The 16,686-nt window shown below is 37.8% G+C and carries 18 protein-coding genes; 12 read left to right on the plus strand and 6 right to left on the minus strand.

Annotation, left to right across the window (positions count from 1 at the left end; all coding sequences use genetic code 11):
* Position 1 precedes the first annotated feature (1 nt).
* Both ACQKOG_RS22835 and ACQKOG_RS22840 read right to left on the minus strand, forming a co-directional pair.
* Complete coding sequence (locus tag ACQKOG_RS22835; protein ID WP_370075987.1) at positions 2 to 406, minus strand: DUF3021 domain-containing protein; 405 nt, start codon at positions 404 to 406, stop codon at positions 2 to 4.
* 1 nt (position 407) lies between these two features.
* Positions 408 to 857 (minus strand): LytTR family DNA-binding domain-containing protein, encoded by a 450-nt coding sequence (locus tag ACQKOG_RS22840; RefSeq protein WP_053482631.1) that lies wholly within the window; start codon positions 855 to 857, stop codon positions 408 to 410.
* Positions 858 to 1,082: 225 nt separating this feature from the next.
* Between ACQKOG_RS22840 and ACQKOG_RS22845 the strand changes: the two genes are divergently transcribed.
* From ACQKOG_RS22845 to ACQKOG_RS22875, 7 genes are all read left to right on the plus strand, one after another.
* Positions 1,083 to 2,111 carry an AbrB family transcriptional regulator gene (locus ACQKOG_RS22845; protein WP_402868763.1) on the plus strand — a complete coding sequence of 343 codons (1,029 nt, stop codon included), beginning with the start codon at positions 1,083 to 1,085 and terminating at the stop codon, positions 2,109 to 2,111.
* An 85-nt stretch (positions 2,112 to 2,196) separates the two neighbouring features.
* Positions 2,197 to 2,559 carry a hypothetical protein gene (locus ACQKOG_RS22850; protein WP_402868765.1) on the plus strand — a complete coding sequence of 121 codons (363 nt, stop codon included), beginning with the start codon at positions 2,197 to 2,199 and terminating at the stop codon, positions 2,557 to 2,559.
* A 13-nt stretch (positions 2,560 to 2,572) separates the two neighbouring features.
* A complete protein-coding gene (locus tag ACQKOG_RS22855) occupies positions 2,573 to 3,049 on the plus strand; it encodes a YjdJ family protein (RefSeq protein WP_402868767.1) in 477 nt (158 codons plus the stop codon).
* A gap of 266 nt (positions 3,050 to 3,315) precedes the next feature.
* Entirely contained in the window at positions 3,316 to 3,456 is a 141-nt protein-coding gene (locus tag ACQKOG_RS22860; RefSeq protein WP_166672191.1) for an RAxF-45 family protein, read from the plus strand.
* Between the two features lie 103 nt (positions 3,457 to 3,559).
* Complete coding sequence (abc-f, locus tag ACQKOG_RS22865; protein WP_402868769.1) at positions 3,560 to 5,359, plus strand: ribosomal protection-like ABC-F family protein; 1,800 nt, start codon at positions 3,560 to 3,562, stop codon at positions 5,357 to 5,359.
* Entirely contained in the window at positions 5,352 to 6,143 is a 792-nt protein-coding gene (locus tag ACQKOG_RS22870; protein WP_402868771.1) for a GNAT family N-acetyltransferase, read from the plus strand. The genes abc-f and ACQKOG_RS22870 overlap by 8 nt, the downstream gene beginning before the upstream one ends.
* A 200-nt stretch (positions 6,144 to 6,343) precedes the next feature.
* A complete protein-coding gene (locus ACQKOG_RS22875) occupies positions 6,344 to 7,078 on the plus strand; it encodes a hypothetical protein (RefSeq protein ID WP_370075972.1) in 735 nt (244 codons plus the stop codon).
* A 298-nt stretch (positions 7,079 to 7,376) separates the two neighbouring features.
* Here the strand turns inward: ACQKOG_RS22875 and ACQKOG_RS22880 are convergent, their stop codons facing one another.
* Positions 7,377 to 8,438: a beta-propeller fold lactonase family protein gene (locus tag ACQKOG_RS22880; RefSeq protein WP_427448323.1), complete on the minus strand. Its 1,062-nt coding sequence runs from the start codon at positions 8,436 to 8,438 to the stop codon at positions 7,377 to 7,379.
* 502 nt (positions 8,439 to 8,940) lie between these two features.
* Between ACQKOG_RS22880 and ACQKOG_RS22885 the strand changes: the two genes are divergently transcribed.
* From ACQKOG_RS22885 to ACQKOG_RS22895, 3 genes are all read left to right on the plus strand, one after another.
* A complete protein-coding gene (locus tag ACQKOG_RS22885) occupies positions 8,941 to 9,135 on the plus strand; it encodes a hypothetical protein (protein WP_370075970.1) in 195 nt (64 codons plus the stop codon).
* 243 nt (positions 9,136 to 9,378) lie between these two features.
* Positions 9,379 to 9,909, plus strand: a complete 531-nt coding sequence (locus ACQKOG_RS22890; RefSeq protein WP_370075968.1) for a hypothetical protein — start codon at positions 9,379 to 9,381, stop codon at positions 9,907 to 9,909.
* Positions 9,910 to 9,924: 15 nt separating this feature from the next.
* On the plus strand, positions 9,925 to 11,487 hold the full coding sequence (locus ACQKOG_RS22895) for an SPFH domain-containing protein (RefSeq protein ID WP_370075966.1): 1,563 nt from the start codon (positions 9,925 to 9,927) through the stop codon (positions 11,485 to 11,487).
* Between the two features lie 44 nt (positions 11,488 to 11,531).
* Here the strand turns inward: ACQKOG_RS22895 and ACQKOG_RS22900 are convergent, their stop codons facing one another.
* Together ACQKOG_RS22900 and ACQKOG_RS22905 are read right to left on the minus strand one after the other, a co-directional pair.
* On the minus strand, positions 11,532 to 12,074 hold the full coding sequence (locus tag ACQKOG_RS22900; protein WP_427448324.1) for a GNAT family N-acetyltransferase: 543 nt from the start codon (positions 12,072 to 12,074) through the stop codon (positions 11,532 to 11,534).
* Positions 12,075 to 12,091: 17 nt separating this feature from the next.
* On the minus strand, positions 12,092 to 12,916 hold the full coding sequence (locus tag ACQKOG_RS22905; RefSeq protein WP_370075962.1) for a methyl-accepting chemotaxis protein: 825 nt from the start codon (positions 12,914 to 12,916) through the stop codon (positions 12,092 to 12,094).
* A 600-nt stretch (positions 12,917 to 13,516) separates the two neighbouring features.
* Between ACQKOG_RS22905 and ACQKOG_RS22910 the strand changes: the two genes are divergently transcribed.
* Both ACQKOG_RS22910 and ACQKOG_RS22915 read left to right on the plus strand, forming a co-directional pair.
* Positions 13,517 to 14,725, plus strand: a complete 1,209-nt coding sequence (locus ACQKOG_RS22910; protein WP_402868776.1) for an MFS transporter — start codon at positions 13,517 to 13,519, stop codon at positions 14,723 to 14,725.
* Between the two features lie 146 nt (positions 14,726 to 14,871).
* Complete coding sequence (locus ACQKOG_RS22915) at positions 14,872 to 15,543, plus strand: peptidylprolyl isomerase (protein ID WP_402868778.1); 672 nt, start codon at positions 14,872 to 14,874, stop codon at positions 15,541 to 15,543.
* Positions 15,544 to 15,622: 79 nt separating this feature from the next.
* Here the strand turns inward: ACQKOG_RS22915 and ACQKOG_RS22920 are convergent, their stop codons facing one another.
* On the minus strand, positions 15,623 to 16,405 hold the full coding sequence (locus ACQKOG_RS22920) for an enoyl-ACP reductase FabI (RefSeq protein ID WP_370075956.1): 783 nt from the start codon (positions 16,403 to 16,405) through the stop codon (positions 15,623 to 15,625).
* Positions 16,406 to 16,686 lie beyond the last annotated feature (281 nt).

Here is a 16,686-nt window from a genome sequence, read left to right on the forward strand (position 1 = left end):
TTTATTCCTTTCTTTTTTGAATTTCATAATTAATTTTTTCAATATCATTTTTTTGAAGGACATAAAGGATGCACCAAACGATTAAGTAAATAATAGCTTCACTTATAAGAACATACTTAATGCCGGAATGTTCAAACCAACGCCCGAAATAGCCTGCAATCATAACACACAGCGTAACTGCAATTAAATGTAGAATAAGCTGAGTAATAAAAGGTAAACGCTCTATTTCAAAGATGATGGACAGCAGACCTATTACCGCTCCAAGGATAGCGGCGATGATAATTTGCTCAAGTAATTCAGATCCTGACACCACAGCGTTATTAGATATGACACTTAATGTTACTAAGACGTAGGAAGAACTAAGTGATATGAGTAGTCCAATAATCATCATGCGAATAATTTTCATATTATGAGTCCCTCCCAATACCTAAGTGGTGTTTTAGTTCTTTTAAATATTTCCGGCTAACATGGACGGACACATCGTTTTCTAAAATCAGTTCAGTTGTGCCAATTTTGCCCATTTGAATAGAGGCAATTTTATTAATGTTGACGAGCGTTGATTTACTAACTCGGGCAAAGTCTTTCGCTAATTGTGCTTCCAGCTCATATAATTTACGCTTCGTTTCGAATTCCTGTTCTTCCGTCTGCAAAAAAACTTTTGCACCCTCTGCGTAAATGGAGTAAATATCTGAAATTTTTAGCATATGAATTTCCTGCTGAAAGTAGCCATCTAACATAGTCGTTTGTGAAGTTTGTAGTTGTTTCATCAGTCGTTCAATTTGCTCATTGTATTCCTTTGCATGTATATGAACCTCAGTTTCTTCTAATGCACTGTTGATCGTTAAGTGAATTTTCATTGGAGGCCTCCTTTACATATCTCCGCAACGGAGAATCACTGAATCAGGTAATAATAATGTAGCATAGAAAATTTTAGCTTGGAGAAAATCTTGGATAAGAGGTTAAATTTTATAAATAACAGGTTCAATTTTAATGATATACGACCTTGTAAAAAAAGTGATGAAGTAGAAAAATAGGCAGGTTAACGGCATAATAGAATGATACAGTCACGAGGGGTTGCTTCTATGTTTATTTTTGATAAGCACATGTTTATTACTTTATGTATTGGTTTAACAGGTGCGATTTTATTTAATGTATTACATATTCCGATGCCATGGTTACTTGGAGCTATTGCGGCGGTGCTAATTGTTCAGTTATCGACGAAAGTACAATTGAAATGGCATAGATATTTTCGTAATTTTGGTTTAATCGTTGCAGGATATTCCATTGGTTTTGCGTTTACACCAGAAGCGGTGCAAGATATTAAACAATTTTTAGGCAGTATGATTGTTTTAAATATATTATTTATTGTACTGTTTTTCGGCGTTAGTTATTTAGTAGCAAAACGTGCGGATTTGGATTTTGCAACCGCGTTGACATGCTGTGTACCTGGTGGCATGTCACAGGTTGTTGCCTTTGCAGAGGAGCAAGGGGATATGGATATGGTCGTCATTACGTTCTTCCAAATTTTACGGGTTCTTTTAATCGTCGGCTTTGTGCCATTGATGGTGTCAGCCTCTGGGGGAACTAGCGTAGTTGTCAACGGAGCGTATACATGGAGCTTAATAGCTTTACTTGCTGTGTGTGGAGTAGCGGGTTGGCTAGCGCAAAAGGCAAAAATTCCGACAGGCTATATGCTTGGTCCCGTGTTTTTATTGATGGGCATCAATATAGCAGGAATTGATGTGCCGAAATTGCCATTGTCACTACTTCATATTGCCCAACTAATGCTTGGCATTTACATTGGGCTTTTATTGAAAAAAGACGATTTACATTTATCGAAGAAGCATGTATTTTATGCTTTTGTATCGGCGGGTATCTTTATTGGCGCAGCTTATGGTTTAACATTTATTATGAAGAGTTTATACAGCCTTGATTTTCGCACAGGCTTTTTAAGTATCGTCCCAGGCGGGCTGGATCAAATGGGGATTATCGCCGCTTCCGTACATGCAAAGGTCACAATTGTCACCGCATTTCAGCTATTCAGGGTGCTGGTCGTATCCGTGTTCCTTGTACCGTTTGTTAAAATGTTTGTGAAAAAAGTGAAAACATAGAGGCTGATGTATCCCATTAGCCTCAATGGGACGATAGTTTCTTTTGGCACGTCCAAATATATTTATCTAGCAGGAGGTCTTTTGTTTGGATAAAGAAAAAGTGCTATCGTTAATATCAGACGAGCATGATTTGATAATGGCTAATCCATTTCCGGATGAGGGAACACGTAAAATAAAGGTTGATTTTGAAAGGGATTTTTTATTACTTGAAGATGAAAATCTTGATTGTGATATTTATCAAGGGCATCTTTTTAATGCAATAAAGATAGGCCTAATAGCTTGCCAAAAGTTGGAAAATGCACACGATCTTAACTTGATAAAGGAATTAAACCCAAAGACCAAGAAAAATGTCCATTTGGAACGGTGGTACTCTGCCCACTTTAATCCAGATAATCCGGTATTTATGAAACCAAGAATTTATTGTATCGTCTTTAATTTTAAAGGGTGAAGGGAGAAGAACATTGTTTAAATATGTGATACAACTAATTCTTGGTTTCTTAACTTTATTGATGTCAACAGCTATTTCTTGGTATGAGGGAAGTGGTATCATAGATAATCCGCTGGAATGGAAGTATTCAACCCCATTTTCTCAGATATTTAATATTGAGATAAACAATGGCCAGGATATTAGCCAGCTTGATTACTTTGTCTATGCGGCTAAATTCCAACCATTTTTCCCGACTATTATGACAGTAAGTGTTCTTTATATTTGTACTGTACTTATATTTTTCATTTTTCAACTAAATCGTCAGTTAGCCATTATTTTGTCAGGGATTATAAGTTGTGTATTTATTGTTATGAGCGCTATATTTTTTAATTCATCAACTGTTGGAGGAAACATATTCTTTTGGATTACAGCTGTCGGTGCATTAATTTTTATAAGTATGGGGATAAGTTTATGGTACAGAAAAAAATACATGTTTAAATTACAACCATAATAGTTGATTAGTAACATAAATGTGTGAGCTCTAGTACATAGGTAATTGTACAAGAGTTCGCATTTTTTATAAACATCCTGATTTGGGAATGAGTGATGAATATTGGAAAACATCTGACGCCCTAAGGAAAGCGCCAAGCCGGAACAGAAATCAACCCCCGTTAAGTACGGGGCTGAAAAAATGTGAAAGAATGTAATTTACTCTTTTCAAAATTACCTGAATTATGGTAATATAAATTTAATTATATTGAACGGAGGTGAAAAGGAATGAATAAAAACGCTACGAAAACATGTGTAAAAGTGGATACAGCTATGTATTTTGCACGTGTGATTACTTTCGATTTTGCGAACAACGGGATAGGTCTGTCCATTTTTAAGCAAAATCAAATATCAAACGTAGCGAATTAACCATTCTTTTTCACAAACTAATGAGGAAAAGACTGCTTGTTAATCGAGCAGTCTTTTTTGTGTCTATAGATGTTTTTCGCACGTTTCATTGGAGGAAAAAACGATGCAAATTAAGGCTGAACAAATACAAAAAATTATTGGTGGAAATGTTTTATTTGAAGGGCTTCAATTAGAAGTAAATACAGGGGAGCATGTGGCCGTTGTTGGTGTGAACGGCAGTGGGAAGACGACTTTATTACAGTTACTAGCAGCTTTGGATACGCCAGATAAAGGACGAATCATAAAAAGTAAGGAAGCGTCGATTGGTTATTTACATCAAATTCCACAGTATCCTATGCTCTCAGTGAAGGAAGTGTTGGAGGAAGCATTTGCGGAAATTTATGCATTAAAGGCGAAAATGACAAAGCTTGAGCAGGAAATGCAGCTAGCTGTAACAGATAAGGTACTCCAGCGATATGGTCATGCGCAGGAACAGTTTATGCTGCAGGGTGGCTACGAAATTGATGCGCAATTAGCGATGATTGCAAATGGTCTAGGTATAACACCATTGCTTGAGCAACCTTTTAGTAGCTTAAGTGGAGGGGAGAAAACAAAGGTAATGCTAGGGCAAATCCTTTTAAGTAATCCTTCTATTTTGTTATTAGATGAACCGACCAATCATTTAGATATGCAGGCAATAGAATGGCTAGAAAATTATGTCCGGAATTTTGCAGGAATTGTTATTGCAGTATCACATGATCGCCACTTTATGAATCAAATGGCTCAAAAAATAATTGAAATTGAAGATGGAGAGGCATTTACGTATATTGGCAATTACGATGCATTTGTTGAACAAAAGGAAGCTAAGCTTGAACAGCAATTTGCACAATATGAAGAACAGCAAAAGAAAATTAAAAAAATGCAGGAAACAATAAAGCGCTTAAAGCAATGGGCAAATGAAGCGAATCCGCCAAATGATGGCTTGCATCGTCGTGCTAAAAGTATGGAGAAAGCACTAGCTCGTATAGAGCGTGTGAAGAAGCCATCAACGAAAAAGAAAATGAATTTAGCGTTAACGATGGCTGAGCGTAGTGGTAAAGAGGTCGTACAAATGAAGGACATTAGCCATGCATTTGAGAAACCGTTATTTAAGGAAAGTAATTTAGCGGTTTACTTCGGTGAACGACTGGCGATTGTTGGGGGCAATGGCAGTGGAAAATCAACGTTATTAAAAATGATGTTAGGTGAAGTTGAACCAAATAAAGGTGCTTGTCATGTCGGCAGCAGCGTTAAAATTGGTTACCTTTCACAGCAATTTGAACATAAAAATCCTGCCATTTGCTTAATAGATGCCTTCCGTGAGAGCGTCTCTGTGTCAGAAGCTGAAGCACGTCATATTCTTGCTCAGTTTTTATTTTATGGCTATGACGTTTTTAAAAAAGTGAAGGATTTAAGTGGCGGTGAAAAGATGCGCTTACGTCTTGCTCAGTTAATGCATGAGGATATTAATTTATTGATGCTGGATGAGCCGACCAACCATTTAGACATTGAAGCGAGAGAGGTATTGGAGGATACACTGGAGTCCTTTGAAGGAACCATTATTGGCGTCTCACATGACCGTTATTTTTTACAAAAAATTTTCACGAAAATTGCATGGATTGAGCATGAAACGATTCAAGTATATGAAGGCGATTATGAATGGGCAAGACAAAAATGCTTAGAAATAGTAAAAGAACCAGTTATAAAAGAAGTACCTAAAAAATCCTATGCTGGTAAAAAAGAGATACCGATTGAAGAACAAATTGAAAAGCTCGAAATGAGATTAAAGGAGCCGACACTTGCTAAGGAGCAACGTCAAAAACTTGAACAGCAGCTAGAAGATTTATATGAAAAGTGGATTGAGGGAGGAACAAAAGATGCATAAAATTGAGCACATCATGCAGTTAGATATTAATTATGTTAAAAGTTTTAGTGAGATGGAAACATGTAATGAAGGAGTATTATTTTACAATAAGGAAATGCCAACATATTATGATGCTAATCATGCACACATTTGGAAGATTATTGCCGATCCAGATATGTTTTTAAAGAAAATCAAGGAATTCTATAAGTCAAAATCTCTCATTCCAAGATTGTATTTATACAATGTGGAGGGAAATCAGTCATGTATAGAAGCACTAGAGAATCATGGCTTTCAATATGAAAGTTTTACTGATGATGTACAGTGTTGGAATGGTGAATACTCGCAATTAGCTCATAATCCAGCCATACAAATTGAACGTGTAACAGATGCCAATATGGAGGAAGCATTAGCTGTAGAAATGAGCATTTCTACATTTGGAGAGCCTGCATTAATCAAAAAAGCTTTTGAAGAAACATATCATTCTCCGCATTTTACGTATTATTTATTAAGATTGGATGGCACAGCTTGCTGTACTGCCAATATTTTCATCTCAGGAAATCAAGGGAGAGTTGAGAGTGTAGCAACACTTGAAAGCTATCGAGGTCGAGGTTTGATTGGATATATTCTGCACCATATTCAGCAAGAGTCGATAAAGCAAGGGTTAGAATATCTTTGGATTTTACCTATCAATGAACAGGTTGCCAAGGTTTATGACAGAGCAAATTTCAAATCAGTAGGCACAATAAAATCTATTCATGCCTTTACTGAAGGAAAAAGCATGGAGCAAATACGACAAGAGTCTTAATTGGATGAAAGATAAAAAATATTGACTTACTCCTGTGGGACAGAAATTTCCACAGGAGTAGTGCTTTTAAGGTTCGGGATTTTTGAATTAATGTTTCGAAAGAAGAATTTTTAATCTTTAAAAGTTTTTTACTTGAAAAAATGGCGAATTCGATTTACTCTCTTTAGAGATACTTGTTTAATGGACTTGGAGGATATGGAATGCACGGAATTTATATACGCTATAATGTCTTAGAAGAAACCCCAGCAGCACAATGGCCCAAAAAAATGGATGCATTTGCGTATGTTCAACGAGGAAAGCCACAACAAGACAATGACAACTTGCTATCGATGGAAGAGCTAAAAAGCCATGCAATTCGCTATATTAAAAGCTTGAAAGACAATGCAGGTGATCATTTAGTAGAACAACGCAATGGTGAAATCGAGCACTTTGATCGACGCTATATGGAATCCTTAAAGCTAAAGGAAAGCATCGATTCACAACTTATTAATCTAGAAGAAATTCGTTTACTTTTACAGTTAATGAATGTATTGAATTTATCACATGGTTTCGGAGAAAATGCTGGAAAGCTACTTCGTCAAATTACCCCATATGCAAAAGAGGTAGAGCACCCAACATTCCAAACAACTCGTGTTGAGCGACATTTTTATTCAGAACTAATTGAACAAATTGAAGCAGTATATGCACGAATTATGCGTCACCACAACCCATCAACGACTGAAATGCAGCAGTCAGAAAAGATATGGACAGCAGTTTGTGAGCAAGCAATCGAAAAGGTAGAATCGCGAATTGAACGCTTGTCTTCTATCAAGTTAAAGCATGAGAAAAATTTACTAGAATTTAGTCAATTAAAACAGCAAAATATCGAGGCAAAGGAACGCCTAGATATTGCTGTCAATGATCTTGATGCTATTTTAAATGTACTAGAATCTTAAAGGCTATGTTAAAGCCTATATAATGCGGTTTGAGTGGAGTTTAGCTATGAGCTAGCCCATTTTTCAATAGCTCAGTCAAATGTGTTGGTTGAATCAAAAGAACTACCAACACATTTGAAGGCAGTGAACAACAAGGAACCAGTAATCGCTTGGTCTCAAGTTCTACGTCAAGCATTTCAAGGTAGTCGCACTTCATAAAAAAGACATACTTCAATTGCCATTTAGGAAATTGAAGTATGTCTTTTTTTATGAACAAGGGAAAGGTTCCTGTTTTACCCTTGAGCCCCAAGACTCTAGATTATGAAGTCAGGCAGATTGTTCCCGTTTTAATACCAGTAGGACCGTTAAACCCTGGAATTGTATCGATTACTGTATTTGTTTCTATATTTATGACAGACACAGTATTGTCAAGTTGATTTGTGACATATGCAAGTGTTCCATCGGGCAAGATGGTTACTTGGTCAGGAGATAATCCTACAGGGATCGTAGCAATCACCAAATTGGTAAATGTATCTATTACAGATACGGTATTACTACCTTTATTTACAATGTAAACAAATATTCCATCAGGTGTAATTGCTGTACCAACTGGTCCTGTCCCAACAGGGATTGTAGTAAATACCGTATTTGTAGCTACTTCAATTACAGATACAGTATTACTACTTTCATTTGTAACATAAGCAAATTGTCCGCTCGGTGTGAAAACGATGGATCTTGGACGAAGTCCCACAGGAATATTAGCAACTACCATATTTGTAGCTGTATTTATAACTGATACTGAATTTGAGTTTTCGTTTGCAACGTAAGCAAATGCACTATCCGGAGTAAAAGCTATGCCCTGAGGTTGGAGCCCTACTGGAATAGTAGCGGTTACCGTATTTGTAGCTGTATTTATGACAGATACAGAGTTAGCTCCAAGTCCGTGATTTGATACATAAGCAAGTAATCCATTTGGTGAAATCGCTACACCAAGAGGCTGAAATCCTACCGGGATGGTAGCGACCACAGCATTTGTTGCCGTATTAAAAACCGTTACATTATCCGAGAAGAGAGCTGGAACATAACCAAATTCTCCATTTGGTGTAATCGCTACTTCTAGAGGAGCAGTTCCTACTGGAATGGTAGCGACTATAGTATTTGTTGCCGTATCAATTACTGATACCCTATTATCTGGAGTAGCCGCCTGACCAGCGTCTGTAACGTACACTAAAAAATGACAAGGTGGAGTTGGTGGTTCAGGTATAAATGGTGGTGTAAATGGTGGCTTACAAGGACAAGGACAACAAAAACCACAACAATTACAACGACAACTTGGATTTGATTTAAACTTGAACTTTATAAATTTATTTTCTTTTCCCACAATGCACACCCTTTCTATCATATATGGATACATTGATACTATATGCCAATGGAATTATGTTGCTTGTGCGTTTTACTCGAACCAAATAATTTTGAACAGTGTTGAATGGTTGTTTATATTAGTTTTCAGTCATTGTTTGATTCCCAAATTATAATGTCTGCTGGTGATTCTTCGAAGGGTTCTTTATTTAAAATGAATTTAATCTACATTGAATGTACTAGAATCATAAGAAAACCATGTCTGGCGATAAGAGCTTCTAAATAAAATTCTATCGGTGACATGCTTTTTGTTTTTACCTAAAGTTAGGTACGACATTTGATTAAAGCGTATGCAATATATAAATTGATTGGGGAGGAGGCTAGGCGACTCTGGCGGATGAGATTCTGGATCGTAAGCATAGGGCTCAATCGGAAGGGGAATTACCTCCGCATTATGGCTTGTTTAACGTATTTGTTTATGTGATTATATGGTAAAATCAAATGTGCATAAAGGAGGGATTTTATTGTTTAAAAATGTTTCAAAACTCCAATTAGTACTATCTTTTTTTATGGTTCTTATCGGTTTTTTACAAGCATATAACCATTGGGGAGAAAGAACTACTTTAGCATTATTCTTTTTAACCTCCAGTATTTTACTTTTACTTCTTTCAATTATTGGTCTGTTTGTTTATAGGAAAAGGCAAATATCTAATGCCTAAAGAGCTTTTAAGGGGCTCTTTACAACGCTCGCTGTATTTTTCTAGCCAAACCCCAATTTAAAGCCTCCTGCAATATTTCCTTAGTTGCCAGAATACCTTTTATTATGACATGGCTATTATTACTTTAAGAATTTCACTATTTAAAAACATATCATTCGAAAATTAAGAAAATGTGAAAGATTACGAAACCTTTTATAGGCTGCATCCGTATAGTAGGTAATACAATGAAAAGGGGTGAACAACTTGACGCTATTTGGCTATTCACTCGAGCAAATCTTTTTAGTGGGATTAATATTCGGGGGCCTTGCAACTCTTTTATTTACGTTTTTTAGTGATGCTGTCGAGGGCATTGGAGAGGGGCTACCGATTTTTAATCCAAGTGTCATTCTATCTTTCATTACGTTGATGTCAGCAACAGGATTTATTTTAGAAAAACTAGCCTTCTTCCCTAGCGTTTGGAATATTGTTGCTGCTTGTATTATCGGAGCTATTTTAAGTGCACTATTTTATTTATTTGTTCTTGTTCCGCTACGGTCGGCCGATGTTTCGTTAGCTTATACGGAAGAATCACTTGGTGGCCAGCTAGGAAAGGTTATTGTTCCAATCCCGACTGACGGTTTTGGAGAGGTAGTTATTGAAACGACTAGCGGTATGATATCGAAGCGAGCAACAGGTTATGACAATGAGGCTATCGATTACGATACGACAGTACTTGTTGTAGAAGTGAAGGAAGGAACACTGTTTGTGAGATCTTATGATAAAAAATTTTTATAAAGGAGCGATATTTATATGTCAACGGAAATTTTAATTGTTATAGGGATTGTAGCATTTGTTTTAATCGCATTAGTTGGACTTTATGTGACTAAGTATCGTACAGCGGGTCCTGATGAAGCACTGATTGTGACAGGTAGCTATCTTGGCTCAAAAAATGTACATAAAGATGAGTCAGGAAATCGTATAAAAATTATCCGTGGTGGCGGTACATTTGTATTCCCGATTTTCCAGCAGGCACATCCATTAAGCTTATTGTCAAGTAAGCTTGATGTGACAACACCTGAAGTGTATACAGAACAAGGTGTACCCGTTATGGCCGATGGAACAGCTATCATTAAAATTGGCGGTTCCATTTCAGAAATTGCAACGGCAGCGGAGCAATTTTTAGGAAAGCAAAAGGAAGAGCGTGAAAATGAGGCGCGTGAAGTATTAGAAGGTCATTTACGTTCAATCTTAGGTTCAATGACGGTAGAGGAAATTTATAAAAACCGTGATAAATTCTCTCAGGAAGTACAACGTGTTGCATCTCAGGACTTGGCGAAGATGGGTCTGACAATCGTATCCTTTACGATTAAAGATGTACGCGATAAAAATGGCTACTTAGAATCGCTTGGTAAGCCACGTATTGCACAGGTTAAACGTGATGCGGACATTGCTACTGCAGATGCTGATAAGGAAACACGTATTAAGCGTGCTGAAGCATCGAAAGAAGCTCAAAAGGCAGAACTTGAACGTGCGACAGAAATTGCAGAAGCCGAAAAAGAAAATCAATTAAAGGTAGCAGAATTCCGTCGAGAGCAAGATATTGCAAAAGCTCGTGCAGACCAAGCGTATGAGCTAGAAACGGCACGTGCAAAGCAGGAAGTAACTGAACAGGAAATGCAAATTCGCATTATTGAACGTCAAAAACAAATTGAATTAGAAGAAAAAGAGATTTTACGTCGTGAGAAGCAATACGATTCAGAAGTTAAGAAAAAGGCTGATGCTGATCGTTACGCTGTCGAGCAAAATGCAGCGGCAGACAAAATGCGTGAACTAGCGCAAGCAGATGCGGAGAAATACCGTATCGAATCATTAGCAAAAGCCGAAGCAGAGAAAATTCGTTTGGACGGTCTTGCGAAAGCGGATGCTGAGCGTGCAAAAGGGGAAACAGATGCGGATATCATTCGTCTTCGCGGTCTAGCAGAAGCCGAGGCAAAACGTAAAATTGCAGAAGCCTTCGAATACTACGGCCAGGCAGCTGTCCTTGATATGATTGTACGTATGATGCCAGAATATGCGAAAGAGCTTGCGAGTCCACTTGGCAATATTGATAAGATTACTGTTGTTGATACTGGTGGTGGGGAAGGCGGAGGCGGTGCCAATAAAGTAACTGCCTACGCAACGAATTTAATGTCAACATTACAGGAATCATTGAAGGAAACTTCAGGAATTGACATGAAGGAATTAATTGAAAGCTATGCAGGTAAGCATACATTGCGTCCTGAGCTAGAGCAAATAGCAGTAGGCTTAGGAAAGCAAGCACCAGCTACAGCTAATGAAACACAAGACGAAATAAAAGAAACAGTTGAACAATAACAGAAATAGCCGCCTGATATGATATCAGGTGGCTATTTTTGCCTCTATTTTTCCTTCCACTCACTAGCGAGTATGCCATAAGCAACGTGGTCAACATAATGATCATAAAGCCATTCTGCTGCACGAATCGTTCCTTCTTTTGTAAAGCCTAGTCGCTCAGGGATGGCACGGCTTTTTTCGTTGCCCGTAGCAGCACGAATTTCGACCTTATTGAGCTGTAAATCCTTAAAAGCATATTGTAATAATGCCTGTACAGTCTTTGTCATAATACCATGCCCTTGAGCCCCTTCGCTGAGCCAATAGCCAATAGCAGTGATTTTATTGCTATGATTGATCGTATTAAAGCCAGCAATACCAACGATTTCATTTCGAAAAATGATAACAAGAGAGAGGCTGCTTTTAGCTTCGTGTCCTTTTATACAGCCTTCTATATATGCCGTTGTATCGGCTACTTCTTTTGTAAAATCCAGCCACGGCAACCATTCACGTAAATATGCACGTGATGCATCTGTTAAGGCAAAAACAGCATTTGCATCTTCTAATTCGACAGTACGTAAAGATAAATCCGGGTTAATTGTAATTTGCAATATTCTTCACCTCTTTATTATTTTAAGGCGTTATGCATAAAGCCCTTCATTTCGTGACTAAGAACTGTTAACTCCTCGATAATTTCACTGAAATCTTGAACAAGCTGAGCCTGTTCGTTCGTTGCGTCATTGATTTGCCCCATATTCTGCTTAAGGTTTTCAAGGTTCCTATTTATATTTCGTAAGGAGGCTTCAATGTTTTCCGTGGCGCTTGATGTTTCGAAAGAGAGCTTTCTAACTTCCTGCGCTACGATATTAAAGCCAGCACCATGCTGACCTGCACGAGCCGCCTCAATAGATGCATTTAAGCCGAGTAAATTTGTTTGGCGAGAAATGCTTTTTATTAAATCTGTTACTTCATTTGTTTTCTCTGAATCTTCAAGGGCGTGCTGTGCTTGTTTGTTAATTTCCTCACTTGTTGCTGCTAATTCCTCTGAATGTGAGGCAATTGTATGTACTTTGTCCTGTAAGCTGTTTACAATGCTATCCATTGTCCCCATATAATCCTCGAGTTTAAGCTCATTGTCGATTGGAAGTCCAAATGCTAGAGCACCTACGACTTTACCATTTTCACGGATTGGAAATGAAAAAGCATTGATGGCCACTCCGTATACATCTTTTGGTATAACGACATCAGCGTTTTTTCCATTAAAGGCAATGAAAACATTTTGGTCATTAGCATTTACCTTTTGTCCATCTTGATAGCCTGAATCTACACGTTTGCCAGCTAAATATTTTACAACTATTTCACTTTCCTTCTCGACGACAGCCACAATTGCCTCTTCCTTTAATGCAAGGTGGATATAAGGTACTGAAAGGGCTAAAGCTTCAATAATGTTCATGAAAATTCCTCCAAGTCTGTGCAACGAAAATAGTTTAGTCATCGGAGCTTTTTGCCAATGATTGCTAGATGATTACTTTTACTGTAACACAATATTTGCCAACTCAAAATAGATAAAAACTACATTTATATGAAGAAAATGTGATTTTAGTCACGGTAATATTGTCAAATGAAATAATGCACTCAACAATAAAAATAGTGGGCTCATCATCAAATGTTGTGGATGACATTTGTTAAAACGTATGCCAAATAGATAGGTTGATTGGAGTGGAGACTGGGCGACTCCTTGGGGATTAGCAATAGAGGAACGAAGGCTAAAACCATCACGTCCTGTGATAACGCCTTCGTGACCAACCTCGTGTTGGCCCGAGACCCTGGAGCGCAAGCGAAGCGGCTCATCGGACGCCCCCAGGAAGCTCTGCTCTGCGCGAAAGCGAGGCGTCAGCTACAAAGCGCCCAGTCGGAACGGAAATCAACAACACGTTATGGCAATGATTCAAATGGTGGCAAATTTGTCTATTTTTTGACAAGTTATCGTGTGTTTTGAAGATCATTGTATTAGAATAATAGTAGAATTGGAAGAACGTAAGGAGAGAGAGAAATGGGTTACATTCAAAAGGGGACAAAGGCGTTTCATAAAGCAAACTGGGCTTTATTTTTAGCAGGCTTTATCACCTTCGCCAATTTATATGTATCACAGCCATTATTACCAACGTTTGCGAAGGAGTTTCATGTATCACCAGCTGTTGCGAGTTTAACGCTTTCTGTGACAACCTTTGCATTATCCATAAGTATGATTATTGTTGGCTCCTTATCAGAGGCATGGGGCAGGAAATCTTTGATGACGATTTCTATTTTGGGGGCATCAATTATTACACTTGCACTAGCCTTTTCCCCTAATTTTGAAACGATACTAGTGTTACGTGTAATACAGGGAGTTGTTTTTGCAGGATTGCCGGCAATTGCGATGGCTTATTTAGGGGAGGAAATGGATCCTTCTAGTTTAGGGATTGCGATGGGTTTATACATAAGTGGTAATTCGGTAGGTGGGCTTAGTGGACGAGTGATTATTGGTACAATAACGGATCTTTATAATTGGCAGGTAGGGATGATTGTACTGGGTATCATTAGTCTTATGATTAGCGTGTTATTTATCTGGATGCTACCAAACTCCAAGCATTTTTCAGCACGTCCATTACAGATAAAATCATTGGTGACATCTCTTTTACAACATTTAAAGGACCCATCTATGCTTTGCCTTTTTGGTATTAGCTTTGTATTAATGGGAAGCTTTGTGACTCTTTATAACTACATTGGCTTTAAATTGATGGCGCCGCCTTATAATTTAAGTGCCACGATTGTTGGTTGGATTTTTGTGATTTACTTAGTAGGTACATTTAGCTCTGCTTGGTTCGGTAGTCTAGCCGATCAATATGGCCGTCAAAAGATGCTGTTATTGTCCATTACAATCATGTTTATAGGAGCGATTTTAACATTAAATGGGCTACTTAGTTTGAAAATTATAGGGATTACAATCTTTACATTTGGCTTTTTTGCAGCACACTCGATTGCCAGTGGCTGGGTAAGTAAACGGGCCACTCATGATAAAGCACAAGCCTCTTCTCTCTATTTATTTTTCTATTATTTTGGTTCAAGTGTTGGAGGAACAGTAGGAGGGGTATTCTGGATGCATTACGGCTGGGGAGGCGTTATTGTTATGATTGCTGTATTTTTGGTCGTTGCATGCTTACTATCCTTTTTGTTAAAGGGGATTATTGCTAAACAACAACGCATTGCAGCAAGGCACTAGAAATAGTATTTTTTTGCTTAGCTTATTTACTTTCTCGGCCGCATCCATAAGTATAGCCTTCTTCATTAATTATTATAAAAATGATTTGTCGTAAACTATCTGATAGTATAATGAGTAGACTGGTGATCAAGAGGAGTTGAAAGAATATGTTCGCGCGTTATAAAGGATTTTTTACTGTCTTTGCTTTTTTGGCGGTAGCATTTGTTTTGACGGGTTGTGGAGCTGCTAAAGACAGTGGGCAATCGGAAGGAAATACGGCAAAGAAAACGGAAGAAAATGTGGATTATTCATCAAAGGTGAAGGAAAATCCAATTGTGACGATTACGATGAACAATGATGAAAAAATCGTAATCGAATTAGAACCTTCTACCGCGCCGAATACGGTAGCTAATTTTATTTCCTTAGTTAAAAAAGGTTTTTACGATGGTCTTATTTTCCATCGAGTTGTCCCTGATTTTATGATTCAAGGTGGAGATCCTTCAGGTAATGGTACGGGTGGGCCAGACTATTCGATAGAAGGTGAGTTTTCATTAAATGGTTTTAAAAATGATTTAAAGCATGAACGCGGTGTCATTTCAATGGCTCGTTCGCAGGATCTGAATTCTGCGGGATCTCAATTTTTCATTATGGTAAATGAAGCATCACATCTTGATGGCGAATATGCTGCCTTTGGAAAAGTAATTGAGGGGATGGAAACAGTAGATGCTATAGCTACTTCTGAACGTGAGGGTGAAAAACCTTTAAAAGATCAGCAGATGAAAAAGGTAGAAGTAGATACAAAGGGCTTTGATTATCCAGCCCCAAAGGTACTAAAATAACAGTTGTGAAATTCTGAAGTACAATACGAAACAAAGAAGCATGAGAGATCGATTTTTGATCTCCCATGCTTCTTTGTGTTTAACCCATAATATTGTAGCCAGCGTCGATGTAAATCGTTTCGCCTGTCACACCTCGTGATAAGTGAGAAAGCATCACGATTGTCATATCTGCCACTTCGTCTTGTTGAACATTACGTTTTAATGGAGCTGTTTCTTCGATTTTGTGTAAAATTGTATTGAATGAAGGAACGCCTTTTGCAGCAAGTGTGCGAATTGCTCCAGCTGAAATCGCATTAACGCGAATATTATCTTTACCTACATCTGCAGCAAGATAGCGCATAGATGCCTCTAATGCCGCTTTCGCTACACCCATGACATTGTAGCCATCAAGGACGCGCTCTGCTCCTAAGTAACTCATTGTTACGATAGAGCCACCCTCAGTCATATAAGGATGTGCGGCTTTTGCTGCTGAAATAAGGGAATAGGCGCTAGTATCTTGTGCAAATGCATAACCATCACGAGTTGTATCTAAGAAGCGATTGTGTAAATCTTCTGCATTGGCAAAGGCTACTGAATGCACGATGCCATGGATAACGCCTACTTTTGTACCGATTTCATCGAAAGCTGCTTTTGTGCTCTCGTCGCTGTTGACATCACATTGTACGATCAGTGAGTCAGATTGTTCGATTTTCTCTAATTGCATTTGTAATTTTTTTAATGAACGTTCTTGGCGATAGGTGAAAATAACATTTGCACCTACGTCAAATAAACGTTTTGCGATACCCCAAGCAATACTTCGATCGTTTGCCACACCCATAACTACAATATTTTTATCTTTTAATTGTAATAAATTATCCATCATCTATAAGAACCCCTTTACGAAATAATATCTGTTATTAGTACCAACTACTAAAATCTTATCATACATAAAAAATGGTTGCAATAACAAGATGAAAAGACTGACAAACTTTACATTAGAAAATAAAAAAATTCATCTCTGCTATGTTAGAGACGAATCTAGTAGTTGTTATTTTTGCTACAAGATTTTTAAATGACGGATTGTAATATTAAGTGCAACACCTAGAAGTCAATATAAAGGAAGCCCATAACGACCTCGTGTAGAATGTAGTTACCACACAAACA

This window comes from Lysinibacillus sp. NPDC093216, assembly GCF_050280325.1.
GTDB lineage: Bacteria > Bacillota > Bacilli > Bacillales_A > Planococcaceae > Lysinibacillus.

Bases quoted from the DNA above. Each gene is read 5' to 3' on its own strand.
- abc-f (WP_402868769.1), top strand. From the start codon at position 3,560: ATGCAAATTAAGGCTGAACAAATACAAAAAATTATTGGTGGAAATGTT.
- ACQKOG_RS22905 (WP_370075962.1), bottom strand. From the start codon at position 12,916: ATGAACATTATTGAAGCTTTAGCCCTTTCAGTACCTTATATCCACCTT.
- ACQKOG_RS22915 (WP_402868778.1), top strand. From the start codon at position 14,872: ATGTTCGCGCGTTATAAAGGATTTTTTACTGTCTTTGCTTTTTTGGCG.
- ACQKOG_RS22860 (WP_166672191.1), top strand. From the start codon at position 3,316: ATGAATAAAAACGCTACGAAAACATGTGTAAAAGTGGATACAGCTATG.
- ACQKOG_RS22845 (WP_402868763.1), top strand. From the start codon at position 1,083: ATGTTTATTTTTGATAAGCACATGTTTATTACTTTATGTATTGGTTTA.
- ACQKOG_RS22910 (WP_402868776.1), top strand. From the start codon at position 13,517: ATGGGTTACATTCAAAAGGGGACAAAGGCGTTTCATAAAGCAAACTGG.
- ACQKOG_RS22870 (WP_402868771.1), top strand. From the start codon at position 5,352: ATGCATAAAATTGAGCACATCATGCAGTTAGATATTAATTATGTTAAA.
- ACQKOG_RS22875 (WP_370075972.1), top strand. From the start codon at position 6,344: ATGCACGGAATTTATATACGCTATAATGTCTTAGAAGAAACCCCAGCA.
- ACQKOG_RS22920 (WP_370075956.1), bottom strand. From the start codon at position 16,405: ATGATGGATAATTTATTACAATTAAAAGATAAAAATATTGTAGTTATG.
- ACQKOG_RS22840 (WP_053482631.1), bottom strand. From the start codon at position 857: ATGAAAATTCACTTAACGATCAACAGTGCATTAGAAGAAACTGAGGTT.
- ACQKOG_RS22835 (WP_370075987.1), bottom strand. From the start codon at position 406: ATGAAAATTATTCGCATGATGATTATTGGACTACTCATATCACTTAGT.
- ACQKOG_RS22895 (WP_370075966.1), top strand. From the start codon at position 9,925: ATGTCAACGGAAATTTTAATTGTTATAGGGATTGTAGCATTTGTTTTA.